Source organism: Pseudomonas sp. TE24901 (assembly GCF_054058375.1).
In genome coordinates this window covers 67,410-88,989 of record NZ_JBSSAF010000001.1, presented here as the reverse complement: position 1 = coordinate 88,989, position 21,580 = coordinate 67,410, and the positions used below count along the sequence as shown (strand labels likewise).

The window sequence follows — 21,580 nt, the reverse complement described above, 5'->3', positions numbered from 1 at the left end:
GCTGTATTCAGCAGCGCTACAGTCATTGTTCACGGCGGTGGCCAGCAGTAGGTTGAAACCATCTGCTGCCGGAGACATTGCCATGCCTGAGTACAAAGCTCCCCTGCGCGACATGCGCTTTCTGATCGACCACGTGTTTGATTTCCACGGCCACTACGCGGCCCTGGGCGCCACCGACGCCAGCCCTGACATGGTCAGCGCGATCCTCGAAGAAGGCGCGAAATTCTGTGAGAACGTCCTCGCACCGCTCAACCGCAGCGGTGATGAAGAGGGCTGCCATTTCGACAATGGCGTGGTCACCACGCCCAAGGGGTTCAAGGAAGCTTTCGCCCAGTACGTGGAAGGCGGCTGGCATGGCGTGGCGGCCGATCCGGCCTACGGGGGCCAGGGCTTGCCGCAGTCACTGGGCCTGGTGCTGAGCGAGATGATCGGTTCCAGCAACACCTCATGGGGCATGTACCCGGGGCTGACCCACGGCGCGATGTCGGCGATCCACGCCCATGGCACTGCCGAACAAAAAGACACCTTCTTGACCAAACTGACGGCCGGGGAGTGGACCGGCACCATGTGCCTCACCGAAGCCCATTGCGGCACCGACCTGGGCCTGATCAAGACCCGCGCCGTGCCCCAGGCGGACGGCAGCTATGCGGTCACCGGCAGCAAGATCTTCATCTCGGCCGGCGAGCACGACATGAGCGCCAATATCATCCACCTGGTGCTGGCCAAGCTGCCGGATGCGCCGGCGGGTACCAAGGGCATCTCGCTGTTTATCGTGCCCAAGTTCCATGCCGATTCCGGTGAGCGCAATGCGGTGCACTGCGGCTCCATCGAGCACAAGATGGGTATCAAGGCCTCGGCCACCTGCGTGCTGAATTTCGACGGGGCCAAGGGCTTTTTGATCGGTGAGCCGAACAAAGGTCTCAACTGCATGTTCACCATGATGAACCACGCGCGCCTGGGCACCGGCATGCAGGGGCTGTGCAACGGTGAGGCGAGTTTCCAGGGTGCGATCAAGTACGCCAACGACCGTCTGCAGATGCGCTCGCTGACCGGCGCCAAGGCCCCGGAAAAAGCCGCCGACCCGATCATCGTGCACCCCGACGTACGGCGCATGCTGCTGACCATGAAGGCCTTCAACGAAGGCAACCGGGCGCTGACCTACTTCACCGCGCAGTTGCTCGACACCGCGCACCTGAGCCCTGACGCGGGCCAGCGTCAGGAGGCCGAAGACCTGCTGGCGTTCCTCACACCGATCTGCAAGGCCTTTATGACCGACACCGGCCTGGAAGTGACCAATCACGGCATGCAGATCTTCGGCGGCCACGGTTACATCCGCGAATGGGGCATGGAGCAGCTGGCACGCGATGCGCGTATCGCACCGATTTATGAGGGCACCAACGGCATCCAGGCCCTCGACCTGCTGGGGCGCAAGGTGCTGGGTAGCCAGGGTAAGTTGCTGCGCGGGTTTACCAAAATCGTGCATAAGTTCTGCGCGGCGAATGCCGAGCATCCGCAGCTCAAGGGGTATGTGGCGCAGCTCAATCAGTTGAACGGGGAGTGGGGCGAACTGACCACCCAGGTCGGCATGGCAGCCATGAAGAACCCCGACGAAGTAGGAGCTGCGGCTGCGGATTACCTGATGTACAGCGGTTACATCATCCTGGCCTATCTGTGGTTGCGCATGGCGATTGCGACTCAGGCACACGATGACAGTGAGTTCGCCGAAGCCAAGCTTGCCACCTGCGACTTCTACTTCAAGCGCCTGCTGCCGCGTACGGCAACCCATCGCGCAGCTGTGGAGGCGGGCAGCGAATGCCTGATGAGCTTACCTGCTCAGTTGTTTGCCCTTTAGGCGCTGGCACCGCGTCGTTTAACTGTGGGAGCGGGCTTGCTCGCGAATGCGGCGGATCAGCCAACAAATCGGGTGACTGACAAAGCGCATTCGCGAGCAAGCCCGCTCCCACATTTGCTGCAAGCGTGACTTGCAAATACTGATTGGTCACAAAAGGACCCTATGTGTCTGAAAAGTTGTTCGGGTACACTCTGACCCTGTAAAACCGACTCTTACCGAATTACTTTTCACGTTCTCACGAGGTTTGCCATGGCTGATTACAAAGCGCCGCTGCGTGATATGCGCTTCGTCCTCAATGAAGTCTTTGAGGTCGCCAAGACTTGGGCCCAATTGCCGGCATTGGCAGACACCGTCGACGCCGAAACGGTTGAAGCCATCCTCGAAGAAGCCGGCAAGGTCACGGCCAAATCCATCGCCCCGATCAGCCGCGCTGGCGATGAACAAGGCTGCCGCTGGGAAGACACGGCGGTCTTTACCCCGGACGGTTATCCACAGGCCTATAAAACCTACGCAGAAGGCGGTTGGGTCGGTGTCGGCGGTGACCCTGTGTTCGGCGGCATGGGCATGCCCAAGGCGGTGTCGGCCCAGGTGGAAGAGATGATCAACTCGTCGAGCCTGGCCTTCGGGTTGTACCCGATGCTGACCTCCGGCGCGTGCGTGTCGATCAACACCCACGCCAGTGAAGAACTCAAGGCCGCGTACCTGCCGAAGATGTACTCCGGCGAGTGGGCCGGTTCCATGTGCTTGACCGAAGCCCATGCCGGCACCGACCTGGGGATTATCCGCACCAAGGCCGAGCCCCAGGCGGACGGTTCCTACACCATCAGCGGCACCAAGATCTTTATCACCGGTGGCGAGCACGACCTCACCGAAAACATCATCCACCTGGTGCTGGCCAAGTTGCTGGACGCACCGGCTGGCCCCAAGGGTATTTCGTTGTTCCTGGTGCCCAAATTCATGGTCAATGCCGACGGCAGCCTGGGCGCGCGCAACCTGGTGAGCTGTGGTTCCATCGAGCACAAGATGGGCATCCAGGCGTCCGCCACCTGCGTGATGAACTTTGACGGTGCGGTGGGTTACTTGGTGGGCGAGCCCAACCGTGGCCTCGCGGCGATGTTCACCATGATGAACTACGAGCGTCTGGGCGTGGGTATCCAGGGCTTGGCGTCCGGTGAGCGTTCTTACCAGAACGCCATTGAGTACGCGCGCGACCGTCTGCAGAGCCGCTCCCCGTTGGGCGCCCAGGCCAAAGACAAAGTCGCCGACCCGATCATCGTGCACCCCGACGTGCGTCGCATGCTGTTGACCATGAAGGCGGCGAACGAGGGCGGACGCGCGTTTTCGACTTACGTGGCGACGCAGCTGGACATCGCCAAGTTCAGTGAGGATGCCGCCGCCCGCGAGCGGGCAGACAATCTGGTGGCGTTGTTGACCCCAGTCGCCAAGGCCTTCCTCAGCGACCTCGGCCTGGAAACCACCGTGATGGGCCAGCAGGTATTCGGCGGCCACGGTTACATCCGCGAATGGGGCCAGGAACAGCTGGTGCGTGATGTGCGCATCACTCAGATCTACGAAGGCACCAACGGCATTCAGGCGCTGGACTTGATGGGGCGCAAGATCGTCGGCAGCGGTGGGGCGTTCTATGCGTTGTTTGCCGACGAGATTCGCCAGTTCATTGCCTCAGCAGGCGCCGAGCTGGGTGAGTTCACCCGTCCGCTCAGCGCGGCGGTGGATAACCTCGACGAATTGACCGCCTGGGTGCTGGATCGCGCCAAGACCAACCCGAATGAAATCGGTGCGGCTTCGGTGGAATACCTGCACGCCTTTGGCTACATGGCGTACGCCTACATGTGGGCGCGCATGGCCAAGGCCGCGTGGGGCAAAGAGGCTGAGGAAGACTTCTACGCCAGCAAGCTGGGCACTGCGCGGTTCTACTTTGCGCGCCTGTTGCCGCGGATTCACTCGCTGAGTGCATCGGTAAAAGCCGGCAGTGAATCACTGTTCCTGCTGGATGAGGCACTGTTTTAAGGGGCGGGAGGGCGTGTAAGCATTCTCTTACGTGACGTGCTGCTATTCGTCCTCTATCGCCAAATTGGATCCATCGATAATCTACTTCACATGGACGTCGCGCAGGAAGCGCAAAGCAACAACACGGACACGTAGGATTCTGCCAGGACGGCGGAGTGAAATGGATGTCAGGGAAACAGTCTGCAAAGCCCCGCTTCGGCGGGGTTTTCTTTTGCCTGCGAAAAAGTTCAGGCAGGCGCCTGCGGGGCATTCATCACGTCTTCCAGCAAGGTGCGCAGCAACGCCACCGTCGCTTGCTGGCGCTGCACGTCGCGGCACACCAGGCCCACTTTCAGCGGCACCCTCGGTTCACTCAACGGCTTCCACAGCAGCAATTGGCTGTTGTGCTCATCCTGTGAGCGCCCCGGTAACACGGTGGCAAGTTGGGTATGGGGCAGGCTGTCGAGAATCCCCACCATGGTATTGAGCTCTGCCTGCACCTGCGGGCGCCGCCCGAGGTTGGACAGCTGGCCCTGCCAGATCTGCCGGACCTGGAACTCTTCCCCCAACAACAACATCGGCAATTCGGCCGCCTGTTTCAGCGAGACCTTCTTGAATTCCCGCAGGGGATGGTCCTCGGGGATGACCACCTTCAACTCATCTTCGTACAGCAGCACGCCATGCAGCCCAGGCTGGCGCGGTGGCAGGTAGCTGATGCCGATATCCAGCGAGCCGTTGAGCAAACGCCGCTCAATCTCCAACCCCGTCAATTCATAGATCTGCACCACCAGGTGCGGCTGGGCCTTGCGCACCCGTTCGAGCATTTGCGGCACCAGGCTGGTGTGCACGGTTTGCAGCACGCCGATGGCCAGGGTGCGCATCGCCTGGCCCTTGAAGTTGCGCAGGGCTTCGACGGCGTGTTGCATGCCGTCGATCAACGGCAGCGCGTGGTTATACAAGGTGTGCGCAGCGAGGGTGGGCAGCAGGCGTTTGCTGCTGCGCTCGAACAGACTCACATCGAGGTTCTGTTCCAGCTGGCGAATCTGTTGCGACAGGGCTGGCTGGGAGATCGACAGGCGCTCGGCAGCACGGCCGACGTGGCCTTCCTCATACACCGCGACGAAATAACGCAGTTGCTTGAAATCCATAAGACTTACTTATCGAAAAAGCTGGAAAATCGAAATGGCCGCTGGCCCCTTGGGCGCCTAGTCTAGCGCCTATTCGCAGGGCTTACAGGGCCGGATCGGACAATGAACAGCGTTTTTGTTGATGGCGTTTACATAGGCAAGGCAATAAATCTCACACCCGTGATTACGGGGCGCACCGACCAAGGTCCCGTTGCTATTACAGGTGAGCTATGAATCTGTTCCGTCGCCCCGCGCCGAGCCTGGACGATTTGGTCCTGGAGGCTTCCAGCAACAATCCTTCCAGTGAGTTCCTGATGCCGACCGTGGCACGCCCACCTCAAGTCTTCGTGCGCGGCCAGGGCTCTTGGCTGTGGGACAGTGACGAGCGTGCCTACCTGGATTTCAGCCAGGGCAACGGCGCCAACAGCCTCGGCCACAGCCCGCAAGCCTTGATCAGGGCGCTGGCCGATCAAGCCCAGTCCTTGATCAACCCAGGCAATGGCCTGCACAACCGCGCCCAACTCAACCTCGCTGAACGCCTGTGCCACCGCACGGGCAGCGACCAGGCCTACTTGCTCAACAGTGGCTCCGAGGCCGTTGAAGCCGCGATCAAGCTGGCGCGCAAGTGGGGGCAATTGCATCGCAACGGTGCCTATCGAATCATCAGCGCCAGCGCCGGCAACCATGGGCGCAGCTTTGCGGCGATGTCGGCATCGGCGGGCGGCCCGCAAAACCGCTTTGAGCCGCAATTGCCGGGGTTCAGCCATGTGCCCTTCAACGACCTGCCGGCCCTGCACGCGGCAGTCGATGCGCACACCGTCGCTATCCTGCTCGAACCGATCCAGGGCGAAGCCGGCGTGATTCCCGCGACCGAACACTACCTCAAGGGCGTTGAACGCCTGTGCCGGGAATTGGGGATCCTGCTGATCCTCGACGAAGTGCAAACCGGCATGGGGCGCTGCGGCACGCTGCTCGCCGAGCAGCAGTACGGTGTGCGTGCCGACATTGTCACGCTCGGCAAAGGCTTGGGTGGCGGCGTTCCGTTGGCAGCCCTGCTGGCACGTGGCAAAGCCTGCTGTTTCGAGGTGGGCGAATTGGAAGGCACCCATCATGGCAATGCGCTGATGGCCTCGGCGGGTGGGGCGATACTTGATGCCGTGTTGGAACACGGCTTTCTTGAACACGTGCGTGAGTCCGGCCTGTACCTGGGCGAAGGGCTTGCTCGCCTGGCCTACCGCTACGACCACGGCCAATTGCGCGGTCATGGGCTGATGTGGGGCCTGACCTTATCGGATGATTCCGCGGATGCAGTGGTAAAAGCTGCACTGCATGAAGGCCTGATCCTCAATGCCCCGCAACCCAACTGCCTGCGCTTCACCCCAGCGCTGACCGTGAGCAAAAGCAACATCGACGAAATGCTCCTGCGCCTGGCGCGCGCCTTCTCCCGCGTGCGCACCGCACAACTGCAATGCCGCAAGGGTATTGCTGTTTAAACCTGATTTCCTGAACCGTCTCGCGGTATACGCGGCGCCTCCGGCCTGATTCTTTTGGCTGGGGGCGTTTTTTTGTCTGCGCAGGCATAGATGGCCCAACGCCAGATTTCACTGAACCCTCACACACCGGCAAGGTCGATTAGCTTAACGGCTCACACGAGCCGATTTTTTGGAGCTGACCCCATGGATTTCATTCGAATCATCATCGCCATTCTGTTGCCACCACTGGGTGTGTTCCTGCAAGTAGGCTTCGGCGGCGCGTTCTGGCTGAATATTCTGCTGACCTTGTGCGGTTACATCCCGGGCATCGTGCACGCGGTGTACATCATCGCCAAACGCTGAGGCCGTCAGCCTTTTGCGATAAGCCGTGAGTTGCGTTCATTGCGAAAGGCCAGTTGCTCGATGGTCTGGGTGGCGTGCTCGGCGTCTTCCCGCGCTTGAAGGATGATGCCGTGCTGCTCGGACTTGCTGCACACCGGGTCGGCATTGCTCGCATCGCCCGTGAGCATGAACGCCTGGCAACGGCAGCCGCCAAAGTCCTTTTCCTTTTCGTCGCATGAGCGGCACGGCTCGGGCATCCAGTCGTAGCCGCGAAAGCGATTGAAGCCGAACGAGTCGTACCAGATGTGCTGCATGCTGTGGTCACGCACGTTGGGAAATTGCACCGGCATCTGTCGGGCACCATGGCACGGCAGGGCAGTGCCGTCGGGTGTGACTGTCAGAAAGATGCTGCCCCAGCCATTCATGCAGGCTTTCGGGCGCTCTTCGTAGTAGTCCGGCGTCACGAAGATCAGCTTGCACGGGTGGCCTTCGGCTTCCAGTTTGGCCCGGTATTCGTTGGTGATGCGTTCGGCGCGCACCAACTGTTCCTGGGTCGGCAACAGCCCCACGCGATTGAGCTGGGCCCAGCCGTAGAACTGGCAGGTGGCAAGCTCGACAAAGTCCGCCTCCAGAGCGATGCACAGCTCGATGATGCGGTCGATCTTGTCGATGTTGTGCCGATGGGTCACGAAGTTGAGCACCATCGGGTAGCCATGGGCCTTCACCGCGCGGGCCATTTCCAGCTTTTGTGCGAAGGCTTTTTTAGAGCCGGCCAGCAGGTTGTTCACCTGTTCGTCGCTGGCTTGGAAGCTGATTTGGATATGGTCCAGGCCGGCTTTCTTGAAGTCGCTGATCTTCTGTTCGGTCAAGCCGATGCCGGAAGTGATCAGGTTGGTGTAGAACCCCAGTTTGCGCGCCTCGCCAATCAACTCGGCCAGGTCCTGGCGCACCAGCGGTTCGCCGCCAGAGAACCCCAGTTGCGCCGCGCCCATTTCCCGCGCCTCACGAAATACCTTGATCCACTGCTCGGTGCTCAGCTCCTTGCCCTGCTCGGCAAAATCCAGCGGGTTGGAGCAATAAGGGCACTGCAACGGGCAGCGGTAGGTCAGCTCGGCGAGCAACCACAGCGGCAGGCCGATGGCCGGTTTTTCAGGTAAGGGTGATCCAGTGCTCAGCACGGGCGACCTCCATGAATTGCTCGATGTCTTCACCGAGTTCAGGCACGCCGGGAAACTGCTGATCCAGCTCGGCGATAATCGCGGCCACATCGCGCTCGCCATCGATCAAGCCACCGATCAATGCGGCGCTGTCGTTGAGCTTGATCATGCCCTCGGGGTAGAGCAGCACATGGCCTTTTTGCGCCGGTTCGTACTGGAAGCGATAGCCAGGGCGCCATGCGGGTGTCTTGCTGCGATCAAAGCTCATAGGGTGATCCCTTTATGCCACACCCGCGCGTCGGTCACGCTGTGATACGGAGGGCGCTTGAGTTCATAGGCCATGCTCATGGCATCGAGCATGCTCCACAAAATGTCCAGTTTGAACTGCAGGATTTCCAGCATGCGCTCCTGGCCTTCACGGGTGGTGTAGTGCTGCAGCGTGATTGCCAGGCCGTGCTCCACATCGCGACGGGCCTGGCCCAGGCGAGTGCGGAAGTACTCGTAGCCGGCCGGGTCGATCCAGGGGTAATGCTGCGGCCAGCTATCGAGGCGCGACTGGTGGATCTGCGGCGCAAACAGCTCGGTCAGCGAGCTGCTGGCCGCCTCCTGCCAACTGGCGCGACGGGCGAAGTTGACGTAGGCATCCACCGCAAACCGCACGCCGGGCAACACCAGCTCCTGGGAGCGCAATTGGTCCGGGTCGAGGCCCACGGCCTGGCCCAGGCGCAGCCAGGCTTCGATGCCGCCGTCTTCACCCGGGGCACCGTCGTGGTCGAGCAGGCGCTGGATCCACTCGCGGCGGATCTCACGGTCCGGGCAATTGGCCAGGATCGCGGCGTCTTTCAGGGGGATGTTCACCTGGTAGTAGAAGCGGTTGGCGACCCAGCCCTGGATCTGCTCACGGGTAGCGCGGCCTTCATACATCGCCACATGGTAGGGGTGATGGATATGGTAGAAGGCGCCCTTGGCGCGCAGGGCGGCTTCGAATTCAGTGGTGGTCAACGGCGTGTCAGTCATTTCGGTCGCTCCTACAGTTCGATGCTCATGCCGTCGTAAGCCACTTCGACATTACGCCGCACCAGCTCCGCGCGCTCGGGGGAATCTTCATCGAGGATCGGGTTGGTGTTGTTGATGTGGATAAGCACTTTGCGCTGCTTCGGCAATTGCGCCAGTACCTCCAGCATGCCGCCAGGGCCGTTCTGGGCCAGGTGGCCCATCTCGCGACCGGTACGGGTGCCGACGCCACGGCGTTGCATTTCGTCGTCGTCCCACATCGTGCCGTCCACCAGCAGGCAGTCGCTGGCGGCCATGATCTCCAGCAACGGTGCGTCGACCTTGCCCAGACCCGGGGCGTAGAACAGTTTGCCGCCGGTGCGCAGGTCTTCGACGATCAGGCCGATGTTGTCGCCCGGGTGCGGGTCGAAACGGTGCGGCGAATAGGGTGGCGCGGCGCTGCGCAGTGGCAATGGGGTAAAGCGCAGGTTGGGGCAGGCCGGGACGGTGAAGCTTTTATCCAGCTCGATGCGGTTCCAGGCAAGGCCGCCGTTCCAATGGGTGAGCATGGTGAACAGCGGGAAGCCGGTGCTCAAGTCTTCATGGACCATGTCGGTGCACCACACCTGGTGCGGGCAGCCTTCGCGCAGGCTGAGCAGGCCGGTGGTGTGGTCGATCTGGCTGTCCATCAGGATGATCGCACTGATGCCGGTGTCACGCAGGGCACGGCCGGGTTGCATCGGGGCAAAGCCCTGGAGTTGCGCACGGATATCCGGTGAGGCGTTGCACAGTACCCAGTTCACACCGTCGTCGGAGATTGCGATGGACGACTGGGTGCGCGCCTGGGCCCGCAGGCTGCCGTCGCGAAAACCCGCGCAGTTGACGCAGTTGCAGTTCCACTGCGGGAAACCACCGCCAGCGGCGGAACCTAGAATCTGGACAAACATGGCAACTCCATCAAGCAAAGCTCAAAACAAAAACGCCCCGGGCGAACCGAGGCGTTGTATTACCCAGCGGATTAACGGCTGGCGAAGTACATGGTGACTTCGAAACCGATGCGCAGATCAGTGTAAGCAGGTTTGGACCAGGTCATATTCATACTCCTACCAAGGGATGGGACGTTCACTACCAAGTAATACATATAGTCCACCTCCAGTCGGAGATGTTCAGATATTGCGTAGGAATGTTACCCAATTCTTGTCGAGTTAGCGCTGTCTCGGCGGAAAAAGCCTGTTGCAGAGACGGCAATGATCAATCTGCTACCTGCCAGCTATCTGAAGTTCGCGGGCCATTGGCGACACAGCGCCAGTCGCCTGTGGCCGCGTTCAGTTGCCGTGCGGCGTGTTGCAGGTCTTCGCGGGTGCAGGCTTGGATCTGTTGTTGAAGGGCTTCAAGGTATCCCGACGGATGGCCGGCCAATCGTGCCTGCCAGATCAGGTCGGCAGCTTGGGCAATCGGCAGCGTTTGAGGTGAGAACTGTTGTGCCAACGCCTGATGGCCCAGGTCAGGGCTGTCATCGATCAGCGCCGGCACCTGCTGGAGGAAGGTTTGCAGGTGATCAACGATGCCTTCCAGCGCTACGTCAGGGGATTGCACGCCAAATAGCAGGCCGGTTTGCCCGTTGATCTGTCGGATACCGCTGAACACGGCGTAGCCGATTTGCAGTTCGACCCGCAGGCGTTGGTAGAACGGTCCTTGGAGCAGGTGGCCGAGCAGCCGCCACGCGGCCTCATCGGCCAGGGTTTGGCTCGGTGCTGGGCAGAACAGCAACAGTGCGGCTTCGCTGGAATCGGTTTTCACCTCATGCCAATGAAGCCCGCCCAGCGTCACAGGTGAGTGCTCAAGGTTGGCTGGCTGGCCGGGCAAGCGCGCCGCCGCCGTTTTGAGTGCGGCCTCCACCGAGGCGGGAAACCCCAGCCCCTGGGCTTGCCAGCGAGCAGTGGCCCATGAAGCCTTACTGTCCAGAGGGTGGGCCGTGAGAAAAGCGGGCAGCGCCTTGAGTAATTCCCGGATGGCAATCATGGGCGTGTTGGTTGAAGGTGCCTCGTGAGCTTGGTTCAGGCTTTGCGCCAACGCCTCCAGGACGGCCGGCATGGGGGCGTGCAGCCCAACCAGCTTCACCAGCCAGTCATTGCCTAGCGTTTCGAATGACAATTCCACGCCGGCCTGGCGAGCGTTCTCACGCAGGGGCTGCAAGGCACCTTCCAGGTCAGCAGGGGCACCCTGCCATTGCACGTACAGCGCGCCTTCATCACCGTCGTCCGCCAACGCCTGGCTGAATGTCAGCGCCGACACCTCACGCCGACCACGGGAGCGATCCTGGGCAAAGGTGCGCAAGCCCCGGTGGGCGCTGGTCTGGCCGCGGATCAGCCCAGCACGTTCTTCTTTCACCGGCGCCCGCAGGAACGGGTTGGGTGGCGGCAGTTGCCAGGCATGCGTGGCGGGCTTGAGGTGCAGTGCGTCCAGCAGGGTCTTGAGGGCTGCGAGGCTCTGTTGTGACAGGGCTGCCTGATTGTTTCGCGCCAATGCCAGGGCGCCCTGGACCTGTTGTTGACGAGCGGCCAGCAGGGTGAACTCCTCCTGCAGGGCCGTCCAATCGCTGTGTGCGAAAAAGCTCAGCCAGTCGTGCAGCAATGCCTCGATCTGGGTCGGTGATGCGCCGTCGGGGCTGAGCGTAATGTCGATATCCAACACGGCTTGCCCCGCGAAGTGATACAGCACGCTGGCCTGCACTGTCGTGGCCAGCTGGCATGTTTTCAGTTCGGCCAGCAGCCCGCCCTGCGCCGAAGCGTTGAGCCAGGTGCAGAGAAAATCCAGGGCCTCACGGGGCGCATCACCGGTGATAACCTGATGCAGATGATCGCCGGCCAGGTGCTGATAGCTGGGCGTTGGCCCGGGCATCAGGGCGGGCGGATTGGCCTGCGGTTGTCGGGTGCCGGAGGGCAGTTGCTCGCTGAACTGCTGTGCCAGGGCTTGGAGTGTTTGCAGCGACTGTGGCCCGGCCAGGCTCAGGGTCATCTGCCCGCTCTGATAAAAGCGGGTATGGAATTCCCGCAATGCCTGCTGAAAGGTCTCACGCTCAACCGGTAGGCTGTCGCGGTTGCCCGCATGAAACCCTCGCAGCGGATGGTCCGCCGCCAAGCCTTGCAGCAAAGCCACTTGCTGCTGCGCCTTGGCATCCTGGCTCCAGGCGACAAATTCCGCCTGCAGCACCTCGCGTTCGCGCAACTGGTCTTCCACTGCCAGGCGCGGCTGGGCCAGCATGTGCGCCAGCCGGTCCAGGCCACCGGCAAACGTCGGTTCTGGCAGTTCAAAGAAGAAGTCTGTGGTGCGCTCGCGTGTGCTGGCGTTGACCTGGCCCCCATGGCGTTGCACGTAGGCCATCAGCCCTTCGCCCGCAGGAAAGCGCTCAGTGTCCAGAAACAACAGATGCTCAAGAAAATGCGCCAGCCCCGGCCACGCTAAGGGCACGTCATGGCTGCCGGCAGCCACCTGGAGAACAGCAGCGCAACGCTTCAAGCGCGGCGCATGACGCAGGGAAACCCGCAGGCCGTTGGCCAGGGTCAGGTGAAGGTGATGAGGGTGGGCCGGCGCGGGCATGGGCACTTCCGAAACGTTGGAAGTGCCCATGTTAACAAACCGGCTGGTTCAGGGTTTGTGCAGCGCGCCGTAGAGTTCGGGGCGACGGTCTTGCAGGTAGTGGTTAGCGGCGCGGGCATCGAGGATCGATTGGCGCTCCAGGGTGCCAACGATCAAGGCTTCATCCAGTCCCGCCTGGGCGATGCGCTGGCCGTTCGGCGCGGCGATGCTGCTTTGCCCGCAGTACTGGATCTCACCTTCGTGCCCACAATAGTTGGCGTAGGCCACATAACACTGGTTTTCAAAGGCTCGCGCCCGCACGGTGACATCGGCGACAAAGTCGAAGGGCACCATGTTGGCGGTGGGCACCAGGATCAGCTCGGCACCAGCCAGGGCCAGGCGCCGGGTGTTTTCCGGAAACTCCAGGTCGTAGCAGATCAGGAAACCGAGCTTCCAGCCGTTGAGTTCCACCAGCGGGAAGTCATCCTCGCCGGCACTGAACATCGAGTGGTCCAGGTCACCGAATAGGTGCGTCTTGCGGTAGTTGCACAGGCGCTGGCCCTGGGCGTCGATCAGTTGCACGGCGTTGTAGATCTGCCCGTCTTCGGCACGCTCCGGGTAACCGTAGAGAATCGCCAGCCCGGCGCTTTTGGCCAGCTCGGCAATGGCCTGTGCCGACGGCCCATCCTGCGCCTCGGCCAGGGCGCCCACCGCTTCTGCGCCGATGTTGTAGCCGCTGAGAAACATCTCCGGCAGCACCAGTACATCGGCGCCAGAGGCCTCGTGCGCCAGTTGGTGCAGGCGCGTGAGGTTGCCGGCGACGTCCAGCGGCAGCGGCGGGCATTGGTACAAGGCAACGCGCATGTTGAGTTCCTCAGTCGGCCAGGGCGATTGGCCCGATTTCGTCGAACACATCCCCAGGCCCCGGGTTCTCGGGGTGAGTGCTGCCGCCGAAGTGGGTCATGATGCCCCACACGGCGTTCAGCGAGGTCTGCACCGCGCCCTCCACCCACGCCGGTGTCCAGGAGACGTCATCACCGGCGATAAAGATCCCGCGCTGTTCGGCGGGCATGTCCTTCTGCATGAAGTGCGCATACATGCGCTGGTTGTAGCGATAGTGGCCAGGCAGGGCGCCTTTGAAGGCGCCGAGGAAGTGCGGGTCAGCCTCCCAGGACACGGTGATCGGGTCGCCGATGATGCGCGCCTTGATGTCGACGTTCGGGTAGATTTTTTTCAGCGCATCCAGGGCCAGCTTCACGCGTTTGTCGATGGGTTGCGGCAGCATTTTCAGTGCATCGCTCATCCACGAGTACGACAGGCAGATCACCCCTGGCTTGTCGTCGCCGTTGTCGAACAGGTAAGTGCCACGGGTGAGGCGATCGGTGAGGGTCATGCTCATCAGGTCGCGGCCGGTTTCCGGGTCTTTGTCTTTCCAGAACGGGCGATCGACCATCACGAAGGTCTTCGATGATTGCATGTAGCGGGTGCGGTCGAGGGCCATCCACATTTTTTGCGAGAACAAGGTTTCATCGCATTCGATCTGGGTGGTCAACAGCCAGCTTTGGCAGGTGGTCAGCACGGCGGCGTATTCGCGGGTGTCGCCGTAGTTGTCGGTGACCGCGAAACGGCCATCCGGTGCGTGGGCAATGCGTTTCACCCCGGCGCGCGGCGCACCGCGGTGCAGCGAACTCAGGCTGGTGCCGGCCGGCCAGTGGGCGCAGCGCTCTGGCACATGGCGCCAGATGCCCATGGGCACCTGCGCGACGCCGCCGACGACGAGGTGCTGATGGTCGTCGCAGTTGGTCATCACCACTCGGAAGATTTCCAGCATGGAGTTGGGGAAGTCCGAGTCCCAGCCACCGGTGCCGAAACCCACCTGGCCAAACACTTCGCGGTGCGCAAACGAGAGCTTGGCGAACGCCTTGGAGGTGGCGACGAAGTCGTAGAAGGTGCGGTCGTCCCACAGGGGTACCAGCTTGTTCCACAGTTCCTTGAGGCGCGGTACGTCGCGGTCACGGATGGCTTGTTGGATATCGCCGAACTGCGAGCCCGCTTCCAGGGCATCGGCCCAGGCGTCGGCCACTTCCTGGAACAGCACGGGCAGGTCGGAGAGTTTTTGCGCGTAGTGGGTCTGGCCTTCGAGGTCGATCACCGTGCTGCCAGAGGCGGGTGTCAGCGGGTTGGGGAAGGGTTTGGTTTCCAGGCCCAGCTTGTCCACATAGTGGTAGAACGCGGTGGACGACACTGGGAAACGCATACCACCCAGTTCGGCGATGATGCCTTCGGCGCCTTCGAAGGCCTGGGAGCGCAAGCGGCCGCCCATCTTCGAGGCCTCGTACACCACCGGCTTGAGGCCCAGCTTCATCAACTCGTAAGCGGCCACCAGGCCTGCGATGCCCGCGCCGACGATCGCCACTTCGGCACCGTGGTTGGCGGCGGGGATGCTGCCGAGCCCGGCCGGGTGCTCGATCCAGTCATCAAAGGCAAACGGGAAATCCGGGCCGAAGATGGTGATGGGTTTCTTACCGTCTGCAGGGTGGCGATTGTTCTTGTTGAGTTCGTTCATGGCAAACCTGGCTGGCAACTCGGCGGGGCACGTCCCGCTGAGTATAGGAAAAGATGGCAGCCAGTTTAGGGAGCCTTGCGCTCGTTAATAAGACGCAAAGTGTCGTCGTAATGAATTGTTTTTAGTCAGAGTGACGAAGTCGATGGTCAGATTGGCTGCCCACGATCCAATTTGTTACTGAGGATGATCGACGTGGTGGTTTTCTCCACACCGTCGACACTGCCGATCTGGTCCAGCAGTTGATCCAGCTGTTCCGGCGAATCGGTGCGCAGCCACGCCACATAGTCGAACTCGCCACTCACCGCGCACAATTGCTGGACCTGGGCCATGGCACTGAGCTTGCGCAGCACGTCCTTGCCCGAACGCGCCTGCACGGTAATGCCCACATACGCCTGCAAGCCGCCGTCGACCACCCGCTGGCCGAGACGTACGCCGTATCCGGTGATCACCTGGGTCTTCTCCAGCCGCGCCAGGCGCGACGTCACCGTTGTGCGTGCGATACCCAACTGCCGGGCAAGCATGGCGACGCTTTCGCGGGCGTTGATCTGCAGGGCAGCGATCAGTTGGCGGTCGATTTCATCGAGGATGGGCAAGGGGAGGGCTCCAGTGAGTTAGCGCTGAGAGTGTGGACGTTTTTTGGACACTTTCGTCGTTTTGTTCGCCTGGGTGGGCTGAGAAACTATTGCGCCAGAAACGCGAAAGCCGCGCAATGCGCGGCTTTGGAGTTGGTGGGCCCACACGGACTTGAACCGTGGACCAAAGGATTATGAGTTGGCTAGTTACGCTGCTAGCCAAGCGAAACTGTACCTACGATACCGTAGGTGAGGCAAGCTGAAAGCAGCGCGGTTATTGGGTTCTAGCGTAATTTTGCGAAACCCAACAGAGCTAGGCGGTGTACCGCTGGTGTACCATTGTCCGAATCAAATGTCCTGCTAAGGTGCCACTCGCGAGTGGACATCATCCTGAAGCAAGTACCCGGCTCGTCTAACTGGTATCGCTGGGATAGCCCCAGCGGTAGGAATAATAAATGGCTTCCCAGAATTTTCAGCAGCTTTCCAATTTTATCTGGTCGGTGGCAGACCTTCTTCGCGGGCCCTATCGCCCTCCCCAGTATGAACGAGTCATGCTGCCGCTCACCGTCCTGCGGCGTTTTGATGCTGTCTTGGCTTCTACCAAAGAAGTGGTATTGGAGCGCTACGAGGAGCTTGTTGATAAGAAAATCGTCAACATCGATGCCATTCTGAATAATTTGGCCAAGGACGATGATGGTCGAGCACTAGGTTTTCACAACCACAGCAAGCTAGATTTCTACAAGCTGAAGGGTGACCCAGATAATATCGGCCGTCACTTGACGGATTACATCAACGGCTTCTCTGAAAATATCCGTAAGATATTTGAGCGCTTCGAATTCGAAAAGGAGATTGAGAAGCTCGAAGAATCCAATCGTTTGTACCAGGTTGTAGCCCAGTTTACTGAGATCGATCTGCACCCCAGGCAGGTAGATAACATTACCATGGGCTTGGTATTCGAGGATCTGATTCGCCGCTTCAACGAACAAGCCAACGAAACGGCGGGCGATCATTTCACTCCGCGCGAAGTCATCCAGCTCATGGTTAACCTGCTTTTGGAGCCTGATACAGAAGTACTGACGCAAGAAGGGGTGATCGTCACCGTCTGTGACCCAGCCTGCGGCACAGGAGGAATGTTGGCTGAAGCTCAGAGTTGGATTCGTGCCCATAATGAGCAAGCGATTGTTAAGGTTTACGGGCAGGATTATAACCCTCGCTCCTTCGCGGTGGCTGCCTCCGATCTGCTGATTAAAGGTAACAAAGACAGCCGAGTTGAGTGTGGCAATACGTTGATAGAAGACCCCTTTGCGGACCTTCCTTTTGACTATTTGCTGGCTAACCCGCCGTTCGGGGTTGATTGGAAGGCCGAGAAGAAAATTATTGATCGATGGGGCGATTTCCATGGCTACAAAGGCAAGCTACCTCGTATCAATGATGGTGCGCTTTTGTTCCTGCTGTACATGCTCGATAAGTTCGCCCCCTACGAACCTGGTGATAAGTACCTGCCCGGCTCACGTGCCGCTGTCGTTTTTAACGGCTCACCGCTGTTTACCGGTGGCGCTGGCAGTGGAGAGAGTGAAATTCGTCGCTGGATCATCGAGCGCGACCAGCTCGAAGCCATTATTGCTCTGCCCGAGCAGATGTTTTACAACACTGGCATTGGTACCTTCATATGGGTGGTAACCAATCGCAAAGAGGCCCATCGAAAAGGGAAAATACAACTCATTGATGCCCGTGAGCGTTGGGCCCCAATGAGGCGTAGCCTGGGAAATAAACGTCGCTACCTTGAACAGACCGCTATTGATGAAATCACCCGTGAGCACGGAGCGAACATCGACACGGCCACTAGCAAGGTGTTCGACAACATCGACTTCGGATATCGCCGTATTACCGTCAACCGCCCGTTGCGGCTGCGTTTCGAGATAACCCCTGAGAGCAGGGAGCGCTTCCTCAATACCTGCCCTGAACTGTTTGATGCCCTGTTAGCAGTTGAGGACGCGCTTGGTATTGAGCCTTGGCATGACTGGAACCGTGCATGGAGGGCGGTTGAGGCGGTGTTCCGGGCATTGCCCGATGACGTGGAAATTTGGGCCAAGGGGGCTAAAGGCACTGCGCAAAAGAAAATCTTCCGGGACTGCTTCACAGCAGTGGATCCTGAGGCCGAGCCGGTGTTCGCTAAACACCACAAGATCGCACTACTAGACCGCGCGGCGCTGTTCCCGGGGCAGGCGTTGCCGGACGATCTCCCTCCTCAGTCGATTCACTCGCTACTCGGTCTCTATAGTGATGACAAAGGCAAATACATCGAATACGAACCTGACCCCGCGCTAAAAGATACTGAAAGCATTCCGTTGAAAGAAGACATAGTCAGCTACTTTTTGCGCGAAGTGCAGCCTTATGTACCGGACTCATGGATTGACCGCGAAAGTACCGACGAGCAGGACAGTGGTATAGGTAAGGTGGGTTATGAGATCAACTTTAATCGAGTGTTCTTTCAATACAAGGCCCCCCGTCCGCTGAAGCTGATTGATGCCGAACTGGCCGAGGTTGAGCAGCGCATTATGAGTTTGCTTTATGAGGTGACCGAGTGAGCACTACTCCTCCTGATCATCCTTGGGAAACGATTCCTCTGAGATATGTTTCCGAACTTAGCCCTTCCATCTCCTTTAGTGGATTCGGGGAGGACGACGATTTGACCTTTCTGCCAATGGATAAAGTCAAAAATGGTTTTTTTATCCAGAACGCCGATAAATTTTCAAAATATGCTTCCTCTTACTGCACATTTGAGGAAGGAGATATCCTTCTTGCGAAGGTCACTCCTTGCTTCGAAAACGGAAATATAGCTATTGCAAAAAGCTTGGTTGGGCAAAAGGGGTTTGGCAGCTCAGAGCTATTTGTAATAAGGCCAACAAAAGTTAATGGAAGATTTCTTTTCTATTACTTGCAATCGTCGGGCTTCAAGCAGGAGGGTGCGGCATCGATGACCGGGGCTGGTGGGCTTAAGCGAGTTTCACCGGAACTTCTACGCCAACATCATCTACCTTTTCCTGCTGAAGATGTACAGCTTTTAGTCGTCGATTATCTCGACCGTGAAACCGCTCATATAGACAAACTGATTGCTGAAAAAGAAAATATGCTCGTGCTACTGGAAGAAAAGCGCGTTGCCACAATTAGTCGCTTAGTAACCGGCGGTCTTGAACCCAATATCCCAATGAAACACTCCGGTCAGGAATGGCTGGGGGAGATCCCGTCGCATTGGGTTCTGCAGCGACTTAAGCATTTAGCCGAAGTCCGCGGAGGCCTAACATTGGGTAAGCAATACTCTTCAAATAATTTGGAAAAGTACCCGTATTTGCGAGTGGCGAACGTGCAAGATGGCCATCTAAATCTAGAAGGTGTGCTCACAGTTGAGGTCCCAGCTTCTGAAGCATCAGCAAACCTTCTTGCCTATGGTGACGTTTTGATGAACGAAGGTGGTGATATAGATAAACTTGGGAGAGGCTGTGTCTGGCGCGATGAAATTAAGCCGTGTCTTCATCAAAACCATGTTTTTGCCGTTCGTCCCCACAGTGTCGATTCGGAATGGTTGGCGCTATGGACCTCCACGCTTCAAGCCAAACGCTACTTCGAAAGCCGTGCTAAGCGATCTACGAATTTAGCATCTATTTCGGGGAGTAACGTGAAGGAGCTTCCAGTTCCAATGCCTCCTGATTTAGAGCAGAAAGGAATCAAGGATCTAGTTAGAAAAACCAGCAGTCGAATCGAAATGTTAAAAGTCGAGCTAAGCAAATCGTTACGTTTATTAACTGAGCGTCGTGCTGCTCTGATCACAGCCACCGTCAACGGTCAAGTCTCCTTGAGAGAGATGCGCGCATGAAACTAGAGAGACTCACGCTAGCCAATTATAGAGGGTTCGATCAGATCGATCTCGATTTTTCCCCCGATATCACCGTGATTGCTGGCATCAACGGAGTGGGAAAGTCCGGAATACTTAAAGCACTATCAAGTGCGATGTCCTTAGCGCTGCCGAAACTCACGGTATCTAAGGAGGCTCCTTTAGGGCTAAGTGATACGGACATCCAATCGGACAAATCTGGATTGTCGGTTGCGGTAAATCTGAGCTTTGATGCTGCAGATGTCATTGTCGATCTCGGCCGAGCTGCGCCGCTTGCTCTCGGCGCGGCCGAAAGCCTGCAAAAACGTCGCGATGAGCTTCGGTTCGCCACCAGGGAAACGAAAAAGGGCTCCAAGGAAGAACAGAAAATTGAAGATGAGATTCACCTGATTGATACACAGCTCAAGCAGACGTCTGGTATCACGGCTGTTCGCATCCTGCCAAATGACCACGCAGTATCAGAAGAAGATCTGATCGCCGACTTTAAGACGAGGCAAAAGCAACCGCTTACCGTGTTGTATTCAACCACACGGTTTTTGTCACGGTTGCCACCTGTGCTGCCCAAGACAAAACGGATGGACACCGCGACGGCCTATGATAAGTCTCTTAGTCAACTTGAAGTATCTCTGAACGACTTTGCAAACTGGTATCGGGTAATCGCAGCGGGGGCGCAGACTGAAATAAAAGTCCGTTTGTTCCAGCAACTGGAAAAAGCTGTTAAAACCTTTCTACCGGAAGTCTCCGATCTTAGGCTGCATGAGGAGCGTCCTCCGCGGTTCAGTGTGTTTAAAAGCGGAAAAGTTTACTTTTTGGAACAACTTTCCGATGGGGAGCGCGGCTTGCTGGCGCTGGTGTTCGATCTTACACGTCGCCTGGCCATAGCAAATCCGGAAAGCATAAACCCTATTGCCGAAGGAGTGGGACTAGTACTCATCGATGAGATTGAGCTACACCTCCATCCGAGCTGGCAGCGACGCATATTGCGGCTGTTACAAACAACATTCAAGCAATGTCAGTTTGTAATTACCACGCACTCCCCTCAAGTCATTGGCCAAATTAAGCCTGATAAGTTACGACTCTTGCATCATGACGAAAGTGGGAAAATAGTCCTCGCAACCGCTTCACAATCCTTTGGTATGGATAGCAGTTGGGTTCTCCAAAATATCATGGGCGTGCCTGCTCGCGATTACGAGACAGAGCAACGACTCTCTGCAATCTATCAGGCAATTGATGATGACAAATTTGAAGAAGCATTGAACCTCGCTGAAAGTCTTCGAGCCGACATTGGTGATTTCCCTGATCTTCAGGAGGCTCTCGCTCTGCTGGACAGATTCACGTTATTGAGGCTGGAATGAGAAAAATTGTTAAGACGCATCCGCCGCAGGAGTTGAATTCTTGGCGTGAGGAAAATCGAGTAGGCAATAGGAAATATCGCGATTTACTTGGAACGGAAGCGCATCGCACCCTAAAGTCGAAACTGCTCCAGGAGCAGGGTGGATTATGCGCCTATACAGGAAGGGCCATTGATAATCACTCATCTCATGTTGAGCACCTCAAACCACAATGCCAATGTGCTGAGTGGGAGGACGTCGAGTACCGAAATGTTGTTGCTTGCTTCCCAGCAGACGGCGGAGACGTCTCACATGGATACGGTGCGCCGGTCAAAGCAAATTGGTGGGATGAGCAACGATTCGTTTCCCCGTTATCTGAAGACTGCGAACGGCGTTTTCGGTTTGCCTGGAGTGGTCATGTGCATCCCAACCCAGAAGAGAACGAATGCGCTAAAGAAACTATCAAGGCGCTTGGTTTGGATGCTGACTCCCTTCGTCTGTTGAGGAAAGCGCGTGTTGATGGTTTCTTTGGCTTCGGGCCGAGGACTCGGGCGCGGCCCTTGTCAATTGCGGACGCGAGAATAGCCTTGGAGAATATTGAGAGCCGTGACGGTAATGGCCGATTACGGGAGTTCTGCTTTGTGCTCAAGCAGTTGTTACCAAAATACATAGAGAGAACAAAAGGATAAG

The 21,580-nt window shown here is 58.5% G+C and carries 18 protein-coding genes; 8 read left to right on the top strand and 10 right to left on the bottom strand.

The genetic code is table 11. The annotated features are described in order from the left end of the window. Positions 1-82 precede the first annotated feature (82 nt). On the top strand, positions 83-1,852 hold the full coding sequence (locus ACVWVP_RS00400) for an acyl-CoA dehydrogenase C-terminal domain-containing protein (RefSeq protein WP_457404139.1): 1,770 nt from the start codon (positions 83-85) through the stop codon (positions 1,850-1,852). A 249-nt stretch (positions 1,853-2,101) separates the two neighbouring features. Next, positions 2,102-3,880, top strand: a complete 1,779-nt coding sequence (locus ACVWVP_RS00395) for an acyl-CoA dehydrogenase C-terminal domain-containing protein (protein ID WP_457404137.1) — start codon at positions 2,102-2,104, stop codon at positions 3,878-3,880. A 227-nt stretch (positions 3,881-4,107) separates the two neighbouring features. Here ACVWVP_RS00395 and ACVWVP_RS00390 read toward each other — a convergent pair whose 3' ends face one another. Then, the gene (locus ACVWVP_RS00390) at positions 4,108-5,007 is read right to left on the bottom strand and encodes a LysR family transcriptional regulator (RefSeq protein ID WP_178920222.1); all 900 of its coding nucleotides are present in this window, start codon (positions 5,005-5,007) and stop codon (positions 4,108-4,110) included. Positions 5,008-5,216: 209 nt separating this feature from the next. Between ACVWVP_RS00390 and ACVWVP_RS00385 the strand changes: the two genes are divergently transcribed. Then, a complete protein-coding gene (locus ACVWVP_RS00385; protein ID WP_259172069.1) occupies positions 5,217-6,479 on the top strand; it encodes an aspartate aminotransferase family protein in 1,263 nt (420 codons plus the stop codon). 183 nt (positions 6,480-6,662) lie between these two features. Next, a complete protein-coding gene (locus ACVWVP_RS00380; protein WP_003228885.1) occupies positions 6,663-6,821 on the top strand; it encodes a YqaE/Pmp3 family membrane protein in 159 nt (52 codons plus the stop codon). A gap of 5 nt (positions 6,822-6,826) precedes the next feature. Here the strand turns inward: ACVWVP_RS00380 and pqqE are convergent, their stop codons facing one another. The 9 genes from pqqE to ACVWVP_RS00335 all read right to left on the bottom strand — a co-directional run bounded on the left by pqqE (position 6,827) and on the right by ACVWVP_RS00335 (position 15,688). Further along, positions 6,827-7,978, bottom strand: coding sequence for a pyrroloquinoline quinone biosynthesis protein PqqE (gene pqqE / locus ACVWVP_RS00375; protein ID WP_457404135.1), 1,152 nt, complete (start codon positions 7,976-7,978; stop codon positions 6,827-6,829). Next, positions 7,950-8,225 carry a pyrroloquinoline quinone biosynthesis peptide chaperone PqqD gene (gene pqqD / locus ACVWVP_RS00370; RefSeq protein ID WP_178920225.1) on the bottom strand — a complete coding sequence of 92 codons (276 nt, stop codon included), beginning with the start codon at positions 8,223-8,225 and terminating at the stop codon, positions 7,950-7,952. The genes pqqE and pqqD overlap by 29 nt, the downstream gene beginning before the upstream one ends. Continuing rightward, positions 8,222-8,974, bottom strand: coding sequence for a pyrroloquinoline-quinone synthase PqqC (pqqC, locus tag ACVWVP_RS00365; protein WP_176996626.1), 753 nt, complete (start codon positions 8,972-8,974; stop codon positions 8,222-8,224). Before pqqC ends, pqqD begins: the two co-directional genes overlap by 4 nt. Positions 8,975-8,985: 11 nt before the next feature. Beyond that, positions 8,986-9,897: a pyrroloquinoline quinone biosynthesis protein PqqB gene (pqqB, locus tag ACVWVP_RS00360; protein WP_457404132.1), complete on the bottom strand. Its 912-nt coding sequence runs from the start codon at positions 9,895-9,897 to the stop codon at positions 8,986-8,988. A 71-nt stretch (positions 9,898-9,968) separates the two neighbouring features. Then, positions 9,969-10,043 (bottom strand): pyrroloquinoline quinone precursor peptide PqqA, encoded by a 75-nt coding sequence (gene pqqA / locus ACVWVP_RS00355; RefSeq protein ID WP_003194766.1) that lies wholly within the window; start codon positions 10,041-10,043, stop codon positions 9,969-9,971. 158 nt (positions 10,044-10,201) lie between these two features. After that, entirely contained in the window at positions 10,202-12,550 is a 2,349-nt protein-coding gene (gene pqqF / locus ACVWVP_RS00350) for a pyrroloquinoline quinone biosynthesis protein PqqF (RefSeq protein ID WP_457404486.1), read from the bottom strand. A 48-nt stretch (positions 12,551-12,598) separates the two neighbouring features. Continuing rightward, positions 12,599-13,393, bottom strand: a complete 795-nt coding sequence (locus ACVWVP_RS00345; protein WP_178920227.1) for a carbon-nitrogen hydrolase family protein — start codon at positions 13,391-13,393, stop codon at positions 12,599-12,601. Positions 13,394-13,403: 10 nt separating this feature from the next. Then, positions 13,404-15,095 carry a flavin monoamine oxidase family protein gene (locus ACVWVP_RS00340; protein WP_259172064.1) on the bottom strand — a complete coding sequence of 564 codons (1,692 nt, stop codon included), beginning with the start codon at positions 15,093-15,095 and terminating at the stop codon, positions 13,404-13,406. Positions 15,096-15,241: 146 nt separating this feature from the next. Further along, positions 15,242-15,688 (bottom strand): Lrp/AsnC family transcriptional regulator, encoded by a 447-nt coding sequence (locus ACVWVP_RS00335; protein ID WP_178920229.1) that lies wholly within the window; start codon positions 15,686-15,688, stop codon positions 15,242-15,244. 434 nt (positions 15,689-16,122) lie between these two features. Between ACVWVP_RS00335 and ACVWVP_RS00330 the strand changes: the two genes are divergently transcribed. The 4 genes from ACVWVP_RS00330 to ACVWVP_RS00315 are packed head-to-tail and all read left to right on the top strand — an operon-like array spanning position 16,123 to position 21,579. Beyond that, a complete protein-coding gene (locus ACVWVP_RS00330; RefSeq protein ID WP_457404129.1) occupies positions 16,123-18,255 on the top strand; it encodes a type I restriction-modification system subunit M in 2,133 nt (710 codons plus the stop codon). Beyond that, the gene (locus ACVWVP_RS00325) at positions 18,252-19,541 is read left to right on the top strand and encodes a restriction endonuclease subunit S (RefSeq protein WP_457404127.1); all 1,290 of its coding nucleotides are present in this window, start codon (positions 18,252-18,254) and stop codon (positions 19,539-19,541) included. Before ACVWVP_RS00330 ends, ACVWVP_RS00325 begins: the two co-directional genes overlap by 4 nt. After that, on the top strand, positions 19,538-20,914 hold the full coding sequence (locus ACVWVP_RS00320; protein WP_457404125.1) for an AAA family ATPase: 1,377 nt from the start codon (positions 19,538-19,540) through the stop codon (positions 20,912-20,914). The genes ACVWVP_RS00325 and ACVWVP_RS00320 overlap by 4 nt, the downstream gene beginning before the upstream one ends. After that, positions 20,911-21,579, top strand: a complete 669-nt coding sequence (locus tag ACVWVP_RS00315; protein WP_457404123.1) for a retron system putative HNH endonuclease — start codon at positions 20,911-20,913, stop codon at positions 21,577-21,579. The genes ACVWVP_RS00320 and ACVWVP_RS00315 overlap by 4 nt, the downstream gene beginning before the upstream one ends. The last annotated feature ends 1 nt before the right edge of the window (position 21,580 follow it).